Genomic DNA, 18,728 nt, shown 5'->3' with positions numbered 1-18,728 from the left:
CAAAAGGTGATCGTACGGCATGGACCCGGATTTGAATAAGCCGGTTCCGGCCGGGTGCTACGGGCGCGGATCCTGCTCCGGGTCCACGTAGCCCTCGGGGTGCTCACCATCGTCAGCACTAAAACCGTCAGCACTACCGGCATTCTCAGCGCCCGGCTGCACTGTTTCATCGTCGATAATCTTCATCACACCGGCGCGGTCCATGGTCACGACAGCGCCCGGGGCGAGTTCCACTTCCACAGTTTGCTCGGTGCCGCCGACAATCTCTCCGTAGAAACCGGAGACAGTGAGGATGCGATCGCCCGGCTTCGCAGACGCCTGCAGTTGTTTGGCCTCAGCGATGCGTTTGCGGTTCACCCGCGACATCACAATCATGGGCAGCGCGAACAGGGCGAAAACAAGAAGCAGAAGAATTAAATCCATGGCTCCTCATTGTGGCATAGCTCAGTCAGTACAAATGGAGCTGTCCCGGCGCTTCCGGCGGCGGTGTCATTCCAAGGTGGTGCCAGGCCGAGGCAGTAGCCACACGCCCACGTCCTGTGCGCGCCATTAACCCAGCGCGAACAAGGTACGGTTCGCAGACCTCTTCAACTGTCGACGGTTCCTCCCCGACCGCAATCGCCAACGTGGACACGCCCACCGGGCCACCCCCATGAGACTTGATCAAAGTCTCCAGCACGGCCCGGTCAAGGCGATCGAGTCCGAGCTCGTCGACGTCGAAAACCTCGAGAGCTTGTTGGGCCGCCTCGACCGTGACGCGGCCGTCGCCGTTGACCTCAGCCCAGTCGCGCACGCGGCGCAGAAGACGGTTGGCAATACGGGGTGTGCCGCGCGAGCGGGAGCCGATCTCCACCGCGGCGTCGCGGTCGATGTCCACCCCGAGGATCGATGCCGCACGTGTGATCACCCGGGTCAAGTCGTCTACGTCGTAGAACTCCATCTGCGCAGTGAACCCGAAGCGGTCGCGCAGCGGCCCGGTGAGCATGCCCGCTCGCGTGGTGGCGCCCACGAGGGTGAACGGCGGAATATCCAGCGGGATCGATGTTGCTCCCGGCCCTTTGCCGACGATGACGTCAATGCGGAAATCCTCCATCGCCATGTAGAGCATTTCTTCGGCGGGCCGAGCGATGCGGTGAATCTCGTCGATGAAGAGCACGTCGCCTTCCATGAGGTTCGACAACATCGCCGCCAGATCGCCCGCACGCTCCAGCGCGGGACCAGACGTCATGCGTAGCGACGTCCCCAGCTCCTGCGCAACAATCATCGCCATCGTCGTTTTACCCAGGCCGGGCGGGCCGGACAGCAGAATGTGGTCGGGAACGACATTGCGCTTCTTCGCGCCTTCGAGCACCAACCCGAGCTGCTGGCGGACTTTCGGCTGACCGATGAACTCATCAATCGACTTCGGGCGCAGTGCTTTCTCGAAGTCGCGTTCCTCGGTGTGCTCAGTGGCGTCGATAGGCGAATTGACCTGGCGCGCGAGCTCCGGCGGAAGTTCGAACTCAGTCTTTTCCACATCCGACATTTACTTCTTCCCCAATCTGTTCAGCGCAGCGCGCAGCAAGACAGAAGATTCAGCACCGTCGTTCTCTGCCGCGACAGCATCGACAGCAGCCCGCGCGCTCTTCTCCGGGAAGCCCAGTCCGACGAGAGCTTCCACGACCTGCTCCGTCGCGAACGAGCTTCCGCTTATCGGCGGCACCTCCCCAGCGGCCTCCGGCGCCTCCGATTGGGCTGCCCCCGGGTAGAGCCCCTGGAGCTTGTCCTTGAGCTCGAGCACCATGCGGTCAGCCATCTTCTTGCCCACACCCGGAATCGACTGGATCGTCTTCGCGTCCCCGGAAGTGATGTGGGCGGCCAACTCACCTGGGGTGAAGACAGACAAAGCGGCGATGGCCAGTTTGGGTCCGAGCCCCGAGACTGCGGTGAGTCGATGAAACATGCTGCGCGCGTCATCGTCAGTGAACCCGTAGAGCGTCATGTCGTCTTCGCGGACCACCAAAGTGGTCAGCACACGGGTTGTCTCCCCGCGGACCAGACGGGCCAGCGTCGGCGGCGGGGCCAGGAAACGGTACCCCACCCCAGCGCATTCGATGACCGCGTGGTCCAAGCCGATGGAGATGACCTCGCCGTTGAGCGAATCGATCATGGGTTCACTACGCCTTTCCTGTGGTGGAGTTCAAAGCCAACGCTGCGGCGTTGCCGCGCGCGAGCAACGGGGCGCGCCAGCAATGGCATACAGCGATTGCCAGCGCGTCAGCGGCGTCAGCTGGTTTCGGTGGCGCGCCCAGCCCGAGGATGCGGGTGATCATGGACGTCATCTGCTTTTTGTCCGCGCGCCCGTTGCCCGAGACCGCTTTCTTGACCTCGGACGGGGTGTACATGTGCACGGGGATGTCGCGCTTCGCCGCCGCCAGCACCATCACGCCCACCGCATGGGCGGTATGCATGACTGTGGAGACGTTGCCGCGTTCGAAAATGCGCTCCATGGCGATCACGTCCGGCTGGTAGTCGTCGATCCACTCTTCCACCGCCTGCGACAGACGCAGCAGACGGTGCGCCAGTTCAGCATCGGAGGGGGTGCGCACAACACCCACCGCCACAGGAATGACCTGGCGTCCCTTCCCAGCCTGAATGACAGACAGGCCGCACCGGGTCAAGCCCGGGTCAATGCCCATCACACGCAGGCCTTCGAGGTTCATCGCTCCCCTTGTCCACCCCGACCTTCGGAGTCACACATTTGTTCTACCACACGGTGTGGACACAACCGGGGACCGACGTACTCTGCTTACTCTGCGGCCAGAGCTTGCGCCACCTCGTCGGAAAGCGTCATGTTGGTGTAGACGTTCTGGACATCGTCGGAGTCGTCCAACGCGTCGATAAGCTTCTCCAGCTTCTTCGCGCCATCGAGATCCAGATCGACCTCGACTGAAGAGCGGAAGTCCTGCTCGGTCTCCTCGACCTCAATTCCAGCTTCCTGCAGTGCGTCGCGCACGGCGTGCAGGTCAGATGCCTCGGAGACGACCTCGAAAGACTCACCCAGGTCGTTGACTTCCTCGGCACCAGCCTCAAGCACTGCCAGAAGGACATCGTCCTCAGTCAGCTCGCCCTTGGCCACGGTGTTCACGCCTTTGCGGGCGAACATGTAGGCCACAGAACCGGACTCTCCCAGGTTGCCGCCGTTCTTGGTCATGGCGGTGCGGACCTCAGTAGCTGCACGGTTGCGGTTGTCCGTCAGGCACTGAATCAACATGGCCACGCCGTTGGGCCCGTAGCCCTCGTACGTGATGTCTTCCCAGTCGGAACCGCCAGCTTCTTCGCCGGAACCGCGCTTGCGTGCACGCTCAATGTTGTCACCGGGAACGGAGGCCTTCTTGGCCTTCTTGATCATGTCGTCCAAGGTCGGGTTGCCCGCCGGGTCACCACCGCCAGTGCGTGCCGCGACCTCAATGTCCTTGATCAGCTTCGCCCACAGCTTGGAGCGCTTCGCGTCGTTAGCCGCTTTCTTGTGCTTCGTGGTTGCCCACTTTGAGTGGCCTGCCATGTGCCTCTCCCCTCTACGCGGTGATGAAGTGTCGGCTGTTCAGTATACGGAGGGGTGCCACAGCCACTTACTTGAAGGCCGGTTTGCCTTCCTCCAGTGTGCGCGTGAGCCCTTCCTGCACAACCATTGCCACCAGGTTGCCCTCCCGGTCGAAGATGCGGCCCTGGGTCAACGCGCGGCCAGCGTGCGCTGACGGTGAGACTTGGTCGTAGAGCATCCACTCGTCGGCGCGGAAAGGACGCAAGAACCACATCGCGTGGTCCAGCGACGCCATCTGCACATGCGCATCACGGTGCGGCACCAGCGCGGAGTGCAACAACGTCAGGTCCGACATATAGGCCAGGGTGCAGATGTGGAATGTTTGGTCGTCGGGAAGCTCCTTCTTGGAGCGGAACCACACGACTTGCTGGCTGGGTGTGTACTTGTTGTGGTCGAACTCGTCCTCGGGCACGATGCGCACGTCCCAGTCCTTCGCCCACAGCTTGAAGAATTTCAGCGGGCCGTCCACCTGCTCCAACGGAACCACGTTTTCCGGGTCCGGGACGGTGCGCATCGTGTCGGAGTGCTCAATGCCGTCATTGTCGGTGACGTGGAAGCTGGCCTCCATATGGAAGATGGCCTTGCCGTCCTGGATCGCGCGCACAACACGGGTGGCAAAGCTGCGGCCGTCACGCACCCGCTCAACAACGAAGATGGTGTCCTTGTCGGACTGGCCGGGGCGGACAAAGTACCCATGCAGGGAATGAACGATCTTGTCGTCCTCCACTGTTTTCGTGGCCGCGGACAAGCACTGCGCGGCGACCTGTCCACCGTAGGTGCGCTGCAGACCGGTGAACACGCCCGTGCCGCGGAAGATGTCGGAGTCCAGCTGCTCCAGATTCAGGATCTCATCAATGGTGGGTACTACGAAGTCCATGAACAAACACCTTAGCCCGAGTGAACCTCTCCCGGAGGCTGCGGGCAAAATTCCGGCATTGGTGCTGTACCGGCCAACCGCAGCGCTCTCACCCCCGGTTTGAGGCGCACGGCGCGCGCCGCTGACACAGCATCGTTGTACAAGCGCAGCGCTAAACCCACGCGTTCGTCGGCGCGCGCGAGTTCCGCTGCCTGCACCCGGGACGACAGGGTGGGTAGCTGGTCGAGCACGCGCCTTTCCGCCAGAAGCCGGTCATGAAACTGTGCTGGGGCAAACCCGATGCTCTCCGCCTCCCGGGCTGCAGGCGCAAGCGGCGGGCACAGGGCGGCGACAACCGCCATGCGGCGGTCCAGAGCTGCCCCTAAGCCGTCATGCGCGCGGTCGAGACGGATGTGGAGCCGGTCGAGACGGCGGGCCGTGAGCACTGCCCACAGGGACACAATCGCTAGGACAGCAACAATCACGCACACAACCGCGATCACTAGTTCCACGATTGCCCTCCCATCACGGTCTCATACACTTCCATCACCTCGCGGGAGACGACACCCCAGTCGTAGCGAAGAGCGCGGGCCTGCCCGGCGCGGGCCAGCTGTGCGCGCGCCGATGGGTCTTGGATGAGTCCGGCAAGGGTGGCGGCAAGAGCGTCAGAGTCCCCCACCGGGAAGAGAAGGCCGGCTGGGGTGTCAGATTCTGTGTCGCAAACGGCGGCGAAAGCTTCAATGTCGCTGGCAACAACAGCACACCCTGCAGCCATTGCTTCCACGAGGACGATGCCGAAGGACTCCCCACCGGTGTTCGGTGCGACATAGATGTCCGCCTCCCCGAGGATCTGCGCTTTCTCCTCCTCGGTGACCCGTCCGACGAAGTCGACGCCAGGAAACGCGCGGTGGGTACCTCCCCCGATGACGGTGACACGGAACTCGCAGTCCACCATCGCCCGCAGAGACACTACGGCGTCGAGGAAGATGCCCAGCCCTTTGCGAGGTTCGTCGAGACGCCCAAGAAAGACAAGGCTAACCGGGCCGCTGTCACTGTGTCGCTGCGCGTCACGGAACCGTGCGCTCTCCACCCCGTTGGGGATGAGCAACGGGTCCCCACCAAGCTGCTCCACTTGCCAACGGCGGGACATCTCGCTGACGGAAATCCCCGCGTCGATTTTCTCCAGTGCGGGCCGCAGGAACGGCCTGGCGAGTTTCAATAAGGTCGATGACACCGCCGACGCGTGGTACGTCGCCACCACCGGGCCGCGTGCCACGATGAGCGCGGCTAGGGAGTAGCTGGGGGCGTTCGGCTCATGCAGGTGAAGGACGTCGAAGTCCCCGGCGAGAAGGAAGTCCCGCACGACCCGGAAGGTCTTCGGCCCGAACGCGATGCGCGCCACCGAGCCGTTGTAGCTCAGCGGCACAGTGCCCCCACCGAGCGTCACGTAGTCCGGCACTTCTGACGGGTCCGTCCCCGGCCCGAGCACTGCGACCTCGTGCCCCTGGCTGATGAACACCTCTGCGAGGTCGAGAATGTGCGCCTGCACCCCGCCGGGGTGGTCGAAGGAATACGGGCACACCATGCCAATTCGCATTCCGGCCTCACTCCCCGTACGTGCGAGGCTTGCGGGTTTTCTTGTCAGCAAGGAAGACCGGCTGCAGCGCATGCCAGTCCTGGGGGTGGGCGGCGATGTTCGCGGCGAAAAGATCCGCCACGCGCTGCGTTGTCTCCTCGACGGTGGTCACCTCCACCTCCGGGGAGCCCGATAGCCCCCAGCGCGGATCACGGTCCGTACCCATGAACCATGAGTGCGCCACATGCAACCCGGCGCCGGTCTCCAAAGCGAGCTTCGCCGGGCCTGCCGGGAACGTCGCCTGCTCACCGAAGAAGGACACGGGCACTCCCCGCGGCGTCATGTCGCGCTCCCCCATGAGGCACACCACCCCGCCGGCAGCCAGCACCTCTTTCATCTGCTGGTACGGCGGCACCTTTTCCCCTGTGGCGGCGAGAACGTTGAATCCGAGTTGCTGCCGGTAGTCCACGAACGCGTCGAAAAGCACTTCGGGCTTGAGCCTTTCTGCGACGGTGGTGAAGCCGCCGTAGCGCTGCACGAACCACATCCCTGCCATGTCCCAGTTCCCGGAATGCGGCAGCGTGAGAATGAGGCCTTTGCCGCGCGCGAGGGTGGCATCGACGTACTCGCGGCCAGTGACGTCTTCGTCGAGCCGCGCCATGAGCGCCTCATTCCCCGCGATCGCCGGCAAGCGGAAGGCTTCGCGCCAATAGCGCGCGTAGGAGCGTATCGACGCCCGCACCAACTCCCGCGTCACATTCTCCGCCCCCACAACCCTGGTGAGATTGCGGCGCAGCATCTCCGGTCCCGTGCCCTTGCCGGAAGCGTAATCCGCACCCGCGTTGAACAACGCCACCGCCACAGGATCCGGCATGCGGCGCACGAGTTTCCACCCGGCGATGTAACCCGCGGCGCTGAGCTTTTCGCCAATGCTCTCCTTAGACATTGGCTGCCTCCGGAGCGCCGGCGGGCGCGGCAATGCGCTGCTGCGCGCGGGGATCGCGGGAGGCTATGATCAGCCGCTGCACCACCGTGAACACGGAGCCAACCATGAGCAGCCATAGCGCGCATTCAATCGCGTGCGGTACACCAAGCCCTTCTAAGAACAGCCCGACCAGCGACACGATGAGCCGCTCGGGGCGTTCCACCAAGCCACCGTCGACTTTCAAACCGCCCGCTTCCGCGCGCGCCTTGATGTAGCTAATGGTTTGCGAGAGCACGAGGACAGTAAGGGCAACGACGATATGCGCTGGATGCGCCTGGTCGACGTAGATGAGCCAGAGGCAGATGGCGCCGAACAGTGCGCCGTCGGTAAGCCTGTCGCAACTCGCGTCCAACGTCGCGCCGAACGCGGTACCGCCTCCGCGCAGACGCGCCATCGTGCCGTCGACCATGTCGAAGGCGGAGAAGAAAGCGATGAGTACCGCCGCCCACACCAGATTGCCAGTGGGAATAAGCACGACGGTGACGGCGATCGCGGCAAGCGTTCCCAGCAGCGTCACGGCGTTGGGACTCAGGCCCATGCGCAGAAGAAGCTTTGCGACGGGCTCAGCCACCGGCGCCGCCGTCTTCCTCCCATGCACACTAAGCACGGGCGTCCTCATCGCAGATTTCGGCCCACGCCTCCGCAAGCAGTGCGCGCGTGTCCTTGAGCAGCTGCGGCAACACTTTGGTGCCACCGATGACGGTCATGAAATTCGAGTCCCCTGCCCACCGAGGTACGACATGGAGATGCAGGTGGTCACCGACCGAACCACCGGAGGCCTTGCCTAGGTTGAGCCCGACATTGATCGCCTCCGGCTGGGACACGCGCTTAAGGGTGCGCACCGCCAACTTGGCGAAGACAGCCATCTCCGCCGTCTCCTCTTCCGACAGCTCCTCAAGATCCGCAATCTTGCGGTACGGCACGACCATGAGGTGCCCGGCGTTGTACGGGTACAGGTTGAGCAGCGCATACACCGTCTCCCCGCGGGCGATGATCAGCCCATCCTCGTCTGATTCCTCCGGGGCAGCTAGGAAGGGGTCTTCGTGCCGCTTCTGCTGGCCGGGGATCTTCGAGATGTAGTTCGAGCGGTACGGTGCCCACAGGCGCGTGAGCCGGTCCGGCTCGCCCACGCCCTGGTCGACGTACGCGTGGCCGTTATTGTCGCTGTGCCTCAATGGACACCTCGTTCGGCTGCTCATTGTTCTGGCCGTCTACCCACTGGCTGATCAGCTCGATCGCCTCATCCACGGGCACACCGTTGACCTGGCTGCCGTCGAGGAAACGGAAGCTCACCGCGTCCGCCTCCACATCGCGCGCGCCGGCGAGCAGCATGAACGGCACCTTGCCGGTGGTGTGGTTGCGGATCTTCTTCTGCATGCGGTCATCCGAGTGGTCCACACTCGCGCGGATTCCGCGTTTGCGCAGCTTGTCAGTGACGGCATCCAAGTGCGGCGCGAACTCGTCCGCCACCGGAATGCCCACCACCTGGCGCGGTGCCAACCAGGCGGGGAACGCGCCGGCGTAGTGCTCCAGCAGCACGCCGAAGAAGCGCTCAATAGAACCGAACAGAGCACGGTGAATCATCACCGGGCGCTGCTTGGTGCCATCGGAGCTCGTGTACTCCAAGTTGAAGCGGTCCGGCAGGTTGAAGTCCAGCTGAACGGTGGACATCTGCCAGGTGCGGCCGATCGCATCGCGCGCCTGCACCGAAATCTTCGGACCATAGAAGGCAGCACCCGCCGGGTCTGGCACCAGCTCTAGGCCCGACCTGGTGGCCACGGACTCCAGGATGTTCGTCGAACGCTCCCAGATGTCGTCGTCGCCGATGTACTTCTCCGGATCCTTCGTCGAAAGCTCCAGGTAGAAGTCATCCAGGCCGTAGTCCTGCAGCAGGGAAATGATGAACTCGAGGACGTCAGTCAGCTCTTGCTCCAGCTGGTCCTCAGTGCAGTAGATGTGCGCGTCGTCCTGCGTGAAGCCGCGGGCACGGGTCAGGCCGTGCACCACGCCGGACTTCTCATAGCGGTAGACGGTGCCGAACTCGAATAGGCGCAGCGGCAGCTCGCGGTAGGACCGCCCGCGGGAGTCGAAGATGAGGTTGTGGAACGGGCAGTTCATCGGCTTGGCGTAGTAGTCCACCGGTTGCTTGACGCAGTTGCCGTCCTCATCCCACTCGCCGTCGAGCTGCATTGGCGGGAACATGCCGTCGGCGTACCAGTCCAGGTGACCAGACTGCTGGAACAGGTCACCCTTGGTCACGTGCGGGGTGTTGACAAACGAGTAGCCCGCCTCCAGGTGGCGCTTGCGGGAGTGGTTTTCCATCTCCATGCGCACAATGCCGCCGTCCGGGTGGAAGACCGGCAGACCGGAGCCGACCTCGTCCGGGAAGGAGAACAGATCCATCTCGGCACCGAGGCGGCGGTGGTCGCGCTTCTCCGCCTCCTCCAGCATGTGCTGGTACTCTTCGAGCTTCTCCTTGGTTTCCCAGGCAGTGCCGTAGATGCGCTGCAGACCGGCGTTGGACTGGTCGCCGCGCCAGTAGGCTGCCGACGAACGGGTCAGCGCAAAGGCTGGAATGTACTTCGTGGTGGGCACGTGGGGGCCGCGGCACAGGTCGTGCCAGACGACCTCGTCGGTACGCGGGTTGACGTTGTCGTAGTGGGTCAGGTCACCGGCCCCGACTTCGGTGGCCTCGTCAGAATTCGGATCGACCGAGCCCTTGTCCTGGATCAGTTCAAGCTTGTACGGCTCGTTCTTCAGGTCTTCCGCTGCTTCCTCGGTCGAGGCGTAGACACCACGGACGAACTTCTGGCCCTGTTTGATGATCTTCTTCATCCGCTTTTCCAGCGTCTTCAGATCCTCAGGCGTGAACGGCTCCTTGACGTCGAAGTCGTAGTAGAAGCCATCATTGATAGCGGGGCCGATACCCAACTTCGCGTCGGGGAATTCCTCCTGGACAGCCTGCGCCAGCACGTGCGCGCAGGAGTGGCGGATGACGCTGCGACCCAGTTCCGTGTTGGCCGCTACCGGCATGAAGGTTGCAGTTTCCTCGGGCACATGGGAAAGGTCCTTGAGAGTGCCTTCCTCATCCTGGACGACCACAATGGCGTCTTCGCCCTTATTCGGTAGGTTCAACTCCCGCATTGCCGCCCCGACCGGGGTACCGGCAGGAACCTCGAAAGGCTCGAAAGCTGGGGCTGGGGACATCCCGCTCGACATATCTGTTTTCAGCGCTCCTTTGCGCTCGCGCACCGGCGGCATACCTGGCCGCTGGCACTGGTCTTGGTGCTTCGCGTGTGCGATCTTACCCCGGGCCGGTCACAGACCTGCTAGTTGCGCGGATCTACACCGTCTTCTCCGTCGGTTTCACGCTCGGCGGTGCCGGCTCCCTGGGTGCCTTCCCCTGCCGTGTAGCCGGCTCCGGTGTGGCCGGAGCGGTTGTACTGGTTACCCTCTTTGGTCTCGTTGTAGTCCAAGTCGCGGATCCGCTTATCCGCTTTCTTATGTTGTTGGCGCTTGCCCATCGCAGCAATGCCGACACCGCCGAGCAGCAGGACACCCATGAGCAGCCACAGCCAGGTGTAGCCTCCGTCGGTCACCTCATCGGAGTTCTGCGATGTCTCGTCAGACCCCACTTCAGAAGAGTCCTCCTGGTGCACGGTCGCGTCTTCGGTTTCCTGGGCAGCCTGCATTCCGTCGGGGGCATAAGTGAACTGGGTCATGCCCTTTGTCGCGTGCCCGTCGGAGGACGTGATCTGGAAACCGATCCGGTAGTCACCCGGCTCTGGGTTCAGACCGTCCGGCACATCGATGCTCACGTTGCGGCCGTCTACCTCAGGCTCGCCGCTGAACAGTACCTCGTCGTCGGAGATGCGCGACAGCGCGAAAGTGTTGAAGTCCGGCTTCGGATTCCCGGAAAACTCGAGCGTCAATTCCTCGGGGAACTCCGTCACCGTTTCCTCAATGCCCGGTGTCGCGCTGACCACTGAGTCGTGAGCGTGCGCCAACGGCGTGGCCGCCAATGCGAGTGCGGGTGCGGCAACGATGAGCGCCATACTGCGGCGGCGCAATCCAGCCATGGGAGTCTCCTTAGCGTCTTAACGTCTCTGCTGCGAAACTGCGAAACTGCGAATCTGCGAAACTGCGAACAGTCAGGGTCATATCCAGGCTAACTGCTGTTGCAGTAGAACTGGACAAAGCGCCCACAAGCCCCGGGTGGTTCGGGGCTCGACTTACCCGACGCGGTTTCGCGGGGTAGGTTAGCCGGGTGTCCCGCGATCGTGTCCCCACCGCAAGTAGTTGGCCGTTTTTCACGGTCATCTCCCTCGGCTTGGTCATGGTCGCGCTAGATAACGCGATCCTGTACACCGCGCTTCCAGCGCTGAACGCGCAGCTCGGTGCCACCCCTTTGCAGTCGTTGTGGATCATCAACGCCTATCCCCTTCTCATCACCGGCCTGTTGCTGGGGACGGGCACGCTTGGCGACAAGATCGGCCACAAAAAGATGTTCCTCATCGGCCTAGTCATCTTCGGTCTCGCCTCGCTCGCTGCCGCATTCGCCCCCTCCGCGTGGGCGCTTGTCGCGGCGCGTGCGGTGCTCGGCACCGGGGCTGCTGCGATGATGCCGGCAACACTGGCGTTGATCAACCAGATCTTCGTCGAGGAGCACGAGCGCAACGTCGCCATCGGCATCTGGGCGTCGACAGCAATCATCGGCGCAGCTGCCGGCCCGCTTGTCGGCGGTCTCCTGCTCGAGTTCTTCTGGTGGGGCTCCGTCTTCCTCATCAATGTCCCCATCGTCACCGTTGCACTCGCCGGTACAGTCCTCCTCGGCCCGCCGAATAAGGCCAACCCCGCCAAACATTGGGACTTCATCAGCTCGGCCTACGCCCTGTTGGCGTTGTCGGGCCTGACCATGACCATCAAGGAAGCCACCCGCACCGGGTCCGGAAACGCGCTTCTCATCGGTGCTGTGATCGCAACAGTCGTTGGAGCTGTCGCTTTCCATCAGCGGCAGAAGCGTCTCGACGACCCCCTTCTCACCTTCGACATCTTCCGCAGCCGCATCTTCGCCGGCGGCGTCCTCGCAGCGACGGGCGGCATGTTCGTTCTCATCGGCATGGAGATGACTTCCACCCAACGCCTTCAGCTTGTCGACGGCTTCTCCCCCTTCCACGCCGGCCTCTCCATCGCCGCAGTCGCACTGGTGGCATTCCCGTTCTCCATTGCAGGCGGGGCGTTGCTCGATCGGATCGGGTTCCTCAGCATCATTGGCTCCGGCTTTCTCGCCAACGCCCTCGGTGCCGTCATGTCCTGGTGGGGATCCCAATCGGACAGTTTCCCGCTCTTCCTCGCCGGCTTTCTTATCCTGGGTGCGGGCTCGAGCTTCATCATGTCGGTGTCCTCCATCGCCATCATCGGTGCTGCCCCGCTGGAGCGCTCCGGCATGGCCGCCGGCGTTGAGGAAGTCTCTTACGAGTTCGGCACACTCATTACCGTCGCCATCACTGGCTCCATTCTGCCTGCCGTCTACGCGTCCAACCTGCCGCCCGAGCTTGCTAGCGCCGGCATGGACGCCATGTTCAACCCCACCACCAACCCGCTCGCCTCTCCTGCGTACACCCACGCGCACGAGGTGGTCATTCTCTTTGTCGCCACAGCCGCCGCCCTCTTCGGAGTCGCTACGGCATGGTGCTTCCGCGGGAATCCGAAGTCTGCAGTACCGCGCTAGACCGACCGGCCCGCCGCTTCCCGATTGACTAGTTCTCAACGACTAGATCGTTGCTTTCTCGGCCCAAATCCGAACGATCTAGCTGTTTGGATCTAGCTAATCGCACCGCGCCCCCCTTCGGCCTTATCTATGGCCTCAACGTTCTGCGTCACTCTGGCGCGCGAAAGCGGCAGTCGCGGCACAAAGAAACCCCAGTTCAGACCAGAACTGGGGCTATACTGTGGTCCTAGCTGTGTCTGAAGTCATGACATAGTTGACACGGCGTGCCTGGGACAGCATTCCTGATGGTTGACAGGTCAGTCGCGACATTGTTGACACTTAGGGGGTAGAAACAATCTGGGGTGATGGTTGACACCTCAGTCGCGACATCATTGACACCTCCCGCCACCCCCGCGTGTTTAGTGACGGTGCTGGTATCAGTCGGGACATCGTTGACAGATGAACAGCCCGAACCGAAATCTCGCCATCGTCAAAGCCGTCCGCGATCAAGGCGAACCAGTCACCAAAGTCGCCAAACGATTCGGCATCTCCCGCCAACGCATCTACAAGATCCTCTCCGAGTTCGACGCCGGAGGCGAACAAGCCATCGCCCCCAAATCGCGCGCGCCGCACACCCACCCCAATGCCGTGCCGGAGACCCTGCGCAACCACATCATCGACATGCGCAAAGAACTCACCAAAGCAGGTTTCGACGCAGGGCCCGACACCATCGCTTTCCACTTAGGACAACAAGGCCTGCGTGTGCCGTCAACATCGACGATCCGCCGGATCATCACTGAAGCCGGACTTGTTGCCCCGCAACCGCAAAAGAAACCACGCAGCTCCTACATCAGGTTTGAAGCGGCCATGCCCAACGAATGCTGGCAGGCCGACATCACCTACCTCTTCCTCATCGACGGCAGGCGCGTAGAAGTCCTCGACTTCATCGACGACCACTCCCGCTACCTGCTATCGATCACCGCCCGGCCAGCATTTACAGGGCCAGCTGTCGCAGCAGAACTACAGCGCCTCATCGACACCTACGGCCCACCGGCATCCACACTCACTGACAACGGGCTGGTGTTCACCGCCCGACTAGCCGGACGCAAAGGCGGCAGAAACGCATTCGAGAAAACACTTAACGACAACCGTATCCAGCAGAAAAACGGCCGGCCAGGCCACCCACAAACCCAAGGCAAAATCGAACGCTTCCACCAAACACTCAAACGCTGGATCAACGCACAACCACCAGCAGAAACCATCCCCCAACTACAACGGCAGCTCAACGAATTCACCGCCTACTACAACACCGAACGCCCCCACCGATCACTCGGACGCCGTACCCCACACCAGGCCTACACAACAGGACCTAAAGCTGAACCAACCTTCACCCCGAAAGAAGAATGGCGCACCCGCAACGACGTCGTCGCCGCCAGCGGCAAAGTCACCATCCGCTACGCCGGCAGGCTCTACAGCCTAGGAATCGGCCGAGCCCACAGCGGCGAAGAAGTCCTGATGATCATCACCGACAACCACATCACGACATCACTAAAAGAAACCGGCGAACCCATCACCGAGCACTACATCGACACATCCCGCAACTACCAAAAACCATACTGGCGAAAAGGCCAACCCCCACTGACCTGAAAACCACAACCGGCGCCTTGGAAAAAATAAACACCAAGACGCCGGTTTGTCCACCATGTCGCGACTCATCTGTCAACAATGTCGCGACTGATGACACTGTGGTCCTAGCTGGGATCGAACCAGCGACCTTTCCGGTGTGAACGGAACGCTCTTCCACTGAGCCATAGGACCTCGCAAGCGATCAAGCGATGCTGTACTTAGCGCGAGAGATACATTAACACCAGGTTGCCAAAAGACCATAATCGCGGGACCTTCAAGGGTGGGGTGGAGCCGTCGATAAGCATGCGCGCGACAGTGACCACCGCAAATGTAAGTAACATGGTGGCGATTTGGCTTAGGCCACGACGACACATTAAAGTTTTGAGTCGCACTAGTTCAGATGAACAGAGTTCAACACAGTTCATCTGGGCGCAGTGAGTGCGGATGTAGCGCAGTTGGTAGCGCATCACCTTGCCAAGGTGAGGGTCGCGAGTTCGAGTCTCGTCATCCGCTCCAAGTCCCCTCACGGGGGCTTATCGTTAGCGCGATTAGCTCAGCGGGAGAGCGCTTCCCTGACACGGAAGAGGTCACTGGTTCAATCCCAGTATCGCGCACGAAGGGTCTCTGACCCTTTTGCGGATGTAGCGCAGTTGGTAGCGCATCACCTTGCCAAGGTGAGGGTCGCGAGTTCGAGTCTCGTCATCCGCTCCAAGTCCCAATTGGCAGCAATTGGTACTGTGAAAGAGGCGGAAATCGCCCACGGTGGAATGGCCGAGTGGTGAGGCAAAGGTCTGCAAAACCTTGTACACGGGTTCGATTCCCGTTTCCACCTCCATATTCATTTGAATATTGCGCGCGTTTAGCTCAGCGGGAGAGCGCTTCCCTGACACGGAAGAGGTCACTGGTTCAATCCCAGTATCGCGCACCAGGAGTCCGTTAAGGGCTCCGTTGTGCAAACTGTAGTTTGCACAACGCGGATGTAGCGCAGTTGGTAGCGCATCACCTTGCCAAGGTGAGGGCCGCGAGTTCGAGTCTCGTCATCCGCTCCACTACCCCGGCGGCAATAGTCGCCGGGGTTCGTCGCGTCTGGAGGCGCCGCGGCAAGAGCTTGCACGCGGGAAACCGGGCGCGTTTTCGTGCCGTCCACACGTCAACTAACTGGAGTCACTTTCGAAACATCTGACCTGGGCGTTCACCGACCGGTTTCAAACGGCACGAAAATAAGCCATTATTTATGGATGTAACAACAAAAGCGCGCCAAGACATCGGCATAGACGATCAGCTGCCCCCCAGCGCCCACCCCACTACGATCGGCCTCATGCTCGACATGATCATCGGCCCGACAAGCGCCCGCGAAGAAATCCGCGCTGTCGCGGTCACCACGGTTTTCGGCTCGTTCACGGCTGGTGGAACCTCCGAGGAGCTGGGCAATGACACGGACTCACAGGTCCTGGCCGCCCTACGTGAGTGGGCGGATGTCATCCTGGTCGGCTCCGGCACGGTCAAAGCGGAGGATTACGGCCCGGCGGACACTCCGATAGCGGTGGTGTCGCGCTCACTCAACTTCGACACCTCCGCGATACTGTTCGGCGGGGCTCCCCCGCTCATTCTCACGCCAGAGGCGTCGCTGACAGACACCGCGCTCGCCGACCGCCGCCAGGCTCTGACCCGCGCGGGTTGCTCTTTGGTGTCCACGGGGGAAGGGGGTGCGGGTGAGATCGTCGAAAAGCTGCGGGAGCTGGGGTACGGGCGAATCATTTGTGAAGGCGGCCCCTCGCTGTATGCGGACATGTTCGCGCATTCGCTTATCGACGTCCTCCATCTCACCATCGACCCCCGCACCAACGGCGAACCCGCCGGTTTGCAGGGCGATTTCACCGTGAATCTCGAGTTGGAGCAGGTGCAAACGGACGGGTCGTTCCTCTTCGCGCGCTATCGCCGCGTGTAGGTTGAGGGGGTGACTACCCGCCTGAGCCAGTTGACCCAGCTGTGGACCGCCCAGCCCCCTGATCGGGCTCCGCGCTGGCAGCAGGTGGCAAACGGGGCTCTGTGGCCGCTGGCAATCCTTCTGGTCATTCATCGCATTATCGTGCTGGCGCTGCCGGGCACCGCGACGGATGATTTCACCACGGTCTGGTCCGCTGCACGCCGCTTCGTTGAGCGCGTGCCGGTCTACAGCGAGACCTACCACCACGTGGACCCGCACTACCTCTACAACCCTGGCGCGACGCTGTTGTTGTCGCCGCTGGGTGTGTTCCCGGACATGTCTGTTGTGCGGCCACTGTTCATCCTGTTCAACGCCGCGTGCATCATTGGGGCACTGGCATGGCTGACCCGTCTGGTTGGCCGCGGTCTGGCCCACCCTGTGTTCCCTGGCGCCATCGCCGCATGCTTTGGGACGGAAGCCGTCACCAACACTCTGATGTTCACCAACATCAACGGCGTTCTCTTGCTCGGTTTGACCGCCTTCTTGGCGCTGTTGCTGCACGGGAGCAGGGGAAGCTCATGGGCTGCGGGGGCTGTGTTGGGCCTGTGCATTCTGGTCAAGCCGATGTTCGCCCCCTTGATTGTGTTGCCGTTGATGCGGCTGGAATGGCGTGCGGTCGTGTCCGCCGTGGCAATGCCGGTGCTGTTCAACCTTGTGGCGTGGCCGCTGACGCCAGGAGCACGCGATTACGTCGACATCGTCGTTCCCTACCTGGGCATCACGCGCGATTACGCGAACTCTTCGCTGGCCGGTGCCGCCGTGTACTTCGATATGCCGGGGTGGCTGCACGGGCTGCTGTTCGGGATCATCGCCGCCGCCGTCGCGGTGGCCGTGCTGGGACTTGCCCGCTACCGCTACTCCGACGAGTTCATGTGGGCGGCCACTTCCGCCACCGTACTGATTACGGGGGTGTGCTTGCTGTCATCGCTGGGCCAGGCGTACTACTCCATGATGGTCTTCCCCGCTGTATTCACTGTTCTGGGCCGCCACAGCGTCTTCCACACTCCCGCGGCATGGGTGGGAATATTCCTGTGCCTCTCACCGCTGACGTGGGTGACCGATGGCACCTACTTGGCAGGCCGTTGGGCGAACACGTTCTTGCCCACCGCAGGATGGATGATCTTCATCGTCGCCGTCGCGGCCTGGGTAGTGTCAGAAGCACTGATTCGGAGGGAGCCGAAACATGACCATGGACAAGCCGACGAACTACCGCGACTGGACCGAGGAGCAGTGGCGCGAGAAGCTCAGCCCTGAGGAGTACTACGTTCTGCGCGAGGCCGGAACTGAACCTCCCGGGGTCGGTGAGTACACCGACACCACCACTGAGGGTGTGTACCGTTGCCGCGCCTGTGGAGCGGAGCTGTTCCGCTCCACCGAGAAGTTCTCCTCCCACTGCGGCTGGCCGTCTTTCTTCACCCCACTGGCCGGCGACGCAGTGATTGAGCGCGAAGACCGCTCGCATGGCATGGTGCGCACAGAGGTGCTCTGCGCCACCTGCAACTCGCACCTGGGCCATGTCTTCGCCGGTGAGGGCTACCCCACCCCCACCGATCTGCGGTACTGCATCAACTCGATTTCGCTGACGCTGGAGGAAGGCGCCGCGGACAAGCGTTAAGGCAGCGCTTCAATGATCTCCGCGACGTCGTTGACGCGGCGGCCGGAGAAGAACGGCAGCTCTTCACGCACGTGCAGGCGCGCTTCGGTGTAGCGCATCTTGTGCATCAAGTCGGAGATGCGTTCCAGCGAGGGCGCCTCAAACGCCAGCATCCACTCATAGTCGCCGAGTGAGAACGCCGACATCGTGTTGGCGCGCACATCTTTGTAGTCCGCGGCGGCCTGGCCGTGCTCGATGAGCAGATCGCGGCGTTTAGCCGGATCCATGATGTACCAGTCGTAGGAGCGGGTGAACGGGTAAACAGTGATCCAGTCCTGCGGCTCCTCGCCCATGATAAATGCCGGCAGGTGGCCGCGGTTGAACTCCGCCGGGCGGTGCAGACCGACACCGATCCAGAACACCTCGAGCGCCTGGCCCAGCACCGTGGTGCGGCGGAACGCGTTGTAGGCCTCCTGGATCTCATCGAAGTTCTCGGCGTGCCACCAGATCATCACATCAGCCTCAGCCCGGATGCCGGAAATGTCGTAGATCCCGCGGACGACAACTTTGCCTTCGTCCTCAAGGCCAGAGAAGAAACGCTGCGCTTCTGCGATGATCTCGCTGCGGTCGGCACCGAGTGCGCCCGGAATCACCCGGAAGGTCGCCCACTGAGCGTATCGCTGGGTGTTGTTGAGCTTTTCAATATCTAGTTCCGCCATAGCGAAGACCTCCTGAAACAATCAAACCAAAGTATTATCTTTCACCCTACCCCCTCGCAGCGGCGCGCCTCCACGTAATCAGCGACAGGCTG

Annotated in this window: 19 protein-coding genes and 7 tRNA genes; 11 read left to right on the top strand and 15 right to left on the bottom strand. The window is 62.2% G+C overall.

Annotated features, from left to right (window positions below; all coding sequences use genetic code 11):
• Positions 1-57: 57 nt before the first annotated feature.
• The 13 genes from yajC to HMPREF0291_RS07410 all read right to left on the bottom strand — a co-directional run bounded on the left by yajC (position 58) and on the right by HMPREF0291_RS07410 (position 11,079).
• A complete protein-coding gene (gene yajC, locus HMPREF0291_RS07470; RefSeq protein ID WP_005289919.1) occupies positions 58-423 on the bottom strand; it encodes a preprotein translocase subunit YajC in 366 nt (121 codons plus the stop codon).
• A gap of 25 nt (positions 424-448) precedes the next feature.
• Positions 449-1,525, bottom strand: coding sequence for a Holliday junction branch migration DNA helicase RuvB (ruvB, locus tag HMPREF0291_RS07465; RefSeq protein ID WP_005289918.1), 1,077 nt, complete (start codon positions 1,523-1,525; stop codon positions 449-451).
• Positions 1,526-2,149 carry a Holliday junction branch migration protein RuvA gene (gene ruvA, locus HMPREF0291_RS07460; RefSeq protein WP_005289916.1) on the bottom strand — a complete coding sequence of 208 codons (624 nt, stop codon included), beginning with the start codon at positions 2,147-2,149 and terminating at the stop codon, positions 1,526-1,528.
• A 7-nt stretch (positions 2,150-2,156) separates the two neighbouring features.
• Positions 2,157-2,702, bottom strand: a complete 546-nt coding sequence (gene ruvC / locus HMPREF0291_RS07455) for a crossover junction endodeoxyribonuclease RuvC (RefSeq protein WP_005289914.1) — start codon at positions 2,700-2,702, stop codon at positions 2,157-2,159.
• Between the two features lie 86 nt (positions 2,703-2,788).
• Complete coding sequence (locus tag HMPREF0291_RS07450; RefSeq protein ID WP_005289912.1) at positions 2,789-3,544, bottom strand: YebC/PmpR family DNA-binding transcriptional regulator; 756 nt, start codon at positions 3,542-3,544, stop codon at positions 2,789-2,791.
• A 67-nt stretch (positions 3,545-3,611) separates the two neighbouring features.
• On the bottom strand, positions 3,612-4,460 hold the full coding sequence (tesB, locus tag HMPREF0291_RS07445) for an acyl-CoA thioesterase II (protein WP_005289909.1): 849 nt from the start codon (positions 4,458-4,460) through the stop codon (positions 3,612-3,614).
• Between the two features lie 11 nt (positions 4,461-4,471).
• Positions 4,472-4,951 carry a hypothetical protein gene (locus HMPREF0291_RS07440; protein ID WP_005289906.1) on the bottom strand — a complete coding sequence of 160 codons (480 nt, stop codon included), beginning with the start codon at positions 4,949-4,951 and terminating at the stop codon, positions 4,472-4,474.
• Complete coding sequence (locus HMPREF0291_RS07435) at positions 4,942-6,036, bottom strand: glycosyltransferase family 4 protein (protein ID WP_005289904.1); 1,095 nt, start codon at positions 6,034-6,036, stop codon at positions 4,942-4,944. The genes HMPREF0291_RS07440 and HMPREF0291_RS07435 overlap by 10 nt, the downstream gene beginning before the upstream one ends.
• Before the next feature lie 7 nt (positions 6,037-6,043).
• Complete coding sequence (locus HMPREF0291_RS07430) at positions 6,044-6,961, bottom strand: phosphatidylinositol mannoside acyltransferase (protein WP_005289902.1); 918 nt, start codon at positions 6,959-6,961, stop codon at positions 6,044-6,046.
• Positions 6,954-7,607: a phosphatidylinositol phosphate synthase gene (pgsA, locus tag HMPREF0291_RS07425; protein ID WP_040423670.1), complete on the bottom strand. Its 654-nt coding sequence runs from the start codon at positions 7,605-7,607 to the stop codon at positions 6,954-6,956. The genes HMPREF0291_RS07430 and pgsA overlap by 8 nt, the downstream gene beginning before the upstream one ends.
• Positions 7,600-8,199 carry an ATP adenylyltransferase gene (locus tag HMPREF0291_RS07420; RefSeq protein WP_050748809.1) on the bottom strand — a complete coding sequence of 200 codons (600 nt, stop codon included), beginning with the start codon at positions 8,197-8,199 and terminating at the stop codon, positions 7,600-7,602. Before HMPREF0291_RS07420 ends, pgsA begins: the two co-directional genes overlap by 8 nt.
• Complete coding sequence (gene thrS / locus HMPREF0291_RS07415) at positions 8,156-10,219, bottom strand: threonine--tRNA ligase (RefSeq protein WP_040423667.1); 2,064 nt, start codon at positions 10,217-10,219, stop codon at positions 8,156-8,158. The genes HMPREF0291_RS07420 and thrS overlap by 44 nt, the downstream gene beginning before the upstream one ends.
• 110 nt (positions 10,220-10,329) lie before the next feature.
• Positions 10,330-11,079 (bottom strand): copper resistance CopC family protein, encoded by a 750-nt coding sequence (locus HMPREF0291_RS07410; protein ID WP_005289893.1) that lies wholly within the window; start codon positions 11,077-11,079, stop codon positions 10,330-10,332.
• Positions 11,080-11,267: 188 nt separating this feature from the next.
• On the opposite strand from HMPREF0291_RS07410, the gene HMPREF0291_RS07405 reads away from it, so the two are divergent.
• Positions 11,268-12,731, top strand: coding sequence for an MFS transporter (locus HMPREF0291_RS07405; RefSeq protein ID WP_005289891.1), 1,464 nt, complete (start codon positions 11,268-11,270; stop codon positions 12,729-12,731).
• Between the two features lie 438 nt (positions 12,732-13,169).
• Positions 13,170-14,357, top strand: coding sequence for an IS481 family transposase (locus HMPREF0291_RS07400; protein WP_005287373.1), 1,188 nt, complete (start codon positions 13,170-13,172; stop codon positions 14,355-14,357).
• A gap of 99 nt (positions 14,358-14,456) precedes the next feature.
• On the opposite strand, the gene HMPREF0291_RS07395 is transcribed toward HMPREF0291_RS07400, so the two are convergent.
• Positions 14,457-14,528, bottom strand: a tRNA-Val gene (locus HMPREF0291_RS07395).
• Positions 14,529-14,776: 248 nt separating this feature from the next.
• Between HMPREF0291_RS07395 and HMPREF0291_RS07390 the strand changes: the two genes are divergently transcribed.
• The 9 genes from HMPREF0291_RS07390 (at position 14,777) to msrB (ending at position 17,938) form a co-directional block, all read left to right on the top strand.
• A tRNA-Gly gene (locus HMPREF0291_RS07390) sits at positions 14,777-14,852 on the top strand.
• Between the two features lie 26 nt (positions 14,853-14,878).
• A tRNA-Val gene (locus tag HMPREF0291_RS07385) sits at positions 14,879-14,950 on the top strand.
• Between the two features lie 21 nt (positions 14,951-14,971).
• Positions 14,972-15,047, top strand: a tRNA-Gly gene (locus tag HMPREF0291_RS07380).
• A 50-nt stretch (positions 15,048-15,097) separates the two neighbouring features.
• Positions 15,098-15,171: transfer RNA gene (locus HMPREF0291_RS07375), tRNA-Cys, on the top strand.
• Positions 15,172-15,189: 18 nt separating this feature from the next.
• Positions 15,190-15,264: transfer RNA gene (locus HMPREF0291_RS07370), tRNA-Val, on the top strand.
• 45 nt (positions 15,265-15,309) lie between these two features.
• Positions 15,310-15,385, top strand: a tRNA-Gly gene (locus HMPREF0291_RS07365).
• Between the two features lie 269 nt (positions 15,386-15,654).
• A complete protein-coding gene (locus HMPREF0291_RS07360; RefSeq protein ID WP_040424407.1) occupies positions 15,655-16,284 on the top strand; it encodes a dihydrofolate reductase family protein in 630 nt (209 codons plus the stop codon).
• Positions 16,285-16,293: 9 nt separating this feature from the next.
• A complete protein-coding gene (locus HMPREF0291_RS07355; RefSeq protein ID WP_005289886.1) occupies positions 16,294-17,577 on the top strand; it encodes a glycosyltransferase family 87 protein in 1,284 nt (427 codons plus the stop codon).
• On the top strand, positions 17,513-17,938 hold the full coding sequence (gene msrB, locus HMPREF0291_RS07350) for a peptide-methionine (R)-S-oxide reductase MsrB (RefSeq protein WP_005289884.1): 426 nt from the start codon (positions 17,513-17,515) through the stop codon (positions 17,936-17,938). The genes HMPREF0291_RS07355 and msrB overlap by 65 nt, the downstream gene beginning before the upstream one ends.
• Here the strand turns inward: msrB and hemQ are convergent.
• Positions 17,935-18,636, bottom strand: a complete 702-nt coding sequence (gene hemQ, locus HMPREF0291_RS07345) for a hydrogen peroxide-dependent heme synthase (protein ID WP_040423663.1) — start codon at positions 18,634-18,636, stop codon at positions 17,935-17,937. The genes msrB and hemQ overlap by 4 nt on opposite strands.
• Positions 18,637-18,728 lie beyond the last annotated feature (92 nt).

Origin of the sequence: Corynebacterium genitalium ATCC 33030, from assembly GCF_000143825.1 — a bacterium.
GTDB classification, from domain to species: domain Bacteria; phylum Actinomycetota; class Actinomycetes; order Mycobacteriales; family Mycobacteriaceae; genus Corynebacterium; species Corynebacterium genitalium.
This window is presented reverse-complemented; position numbering and strand designations above follow the sequence as displayed.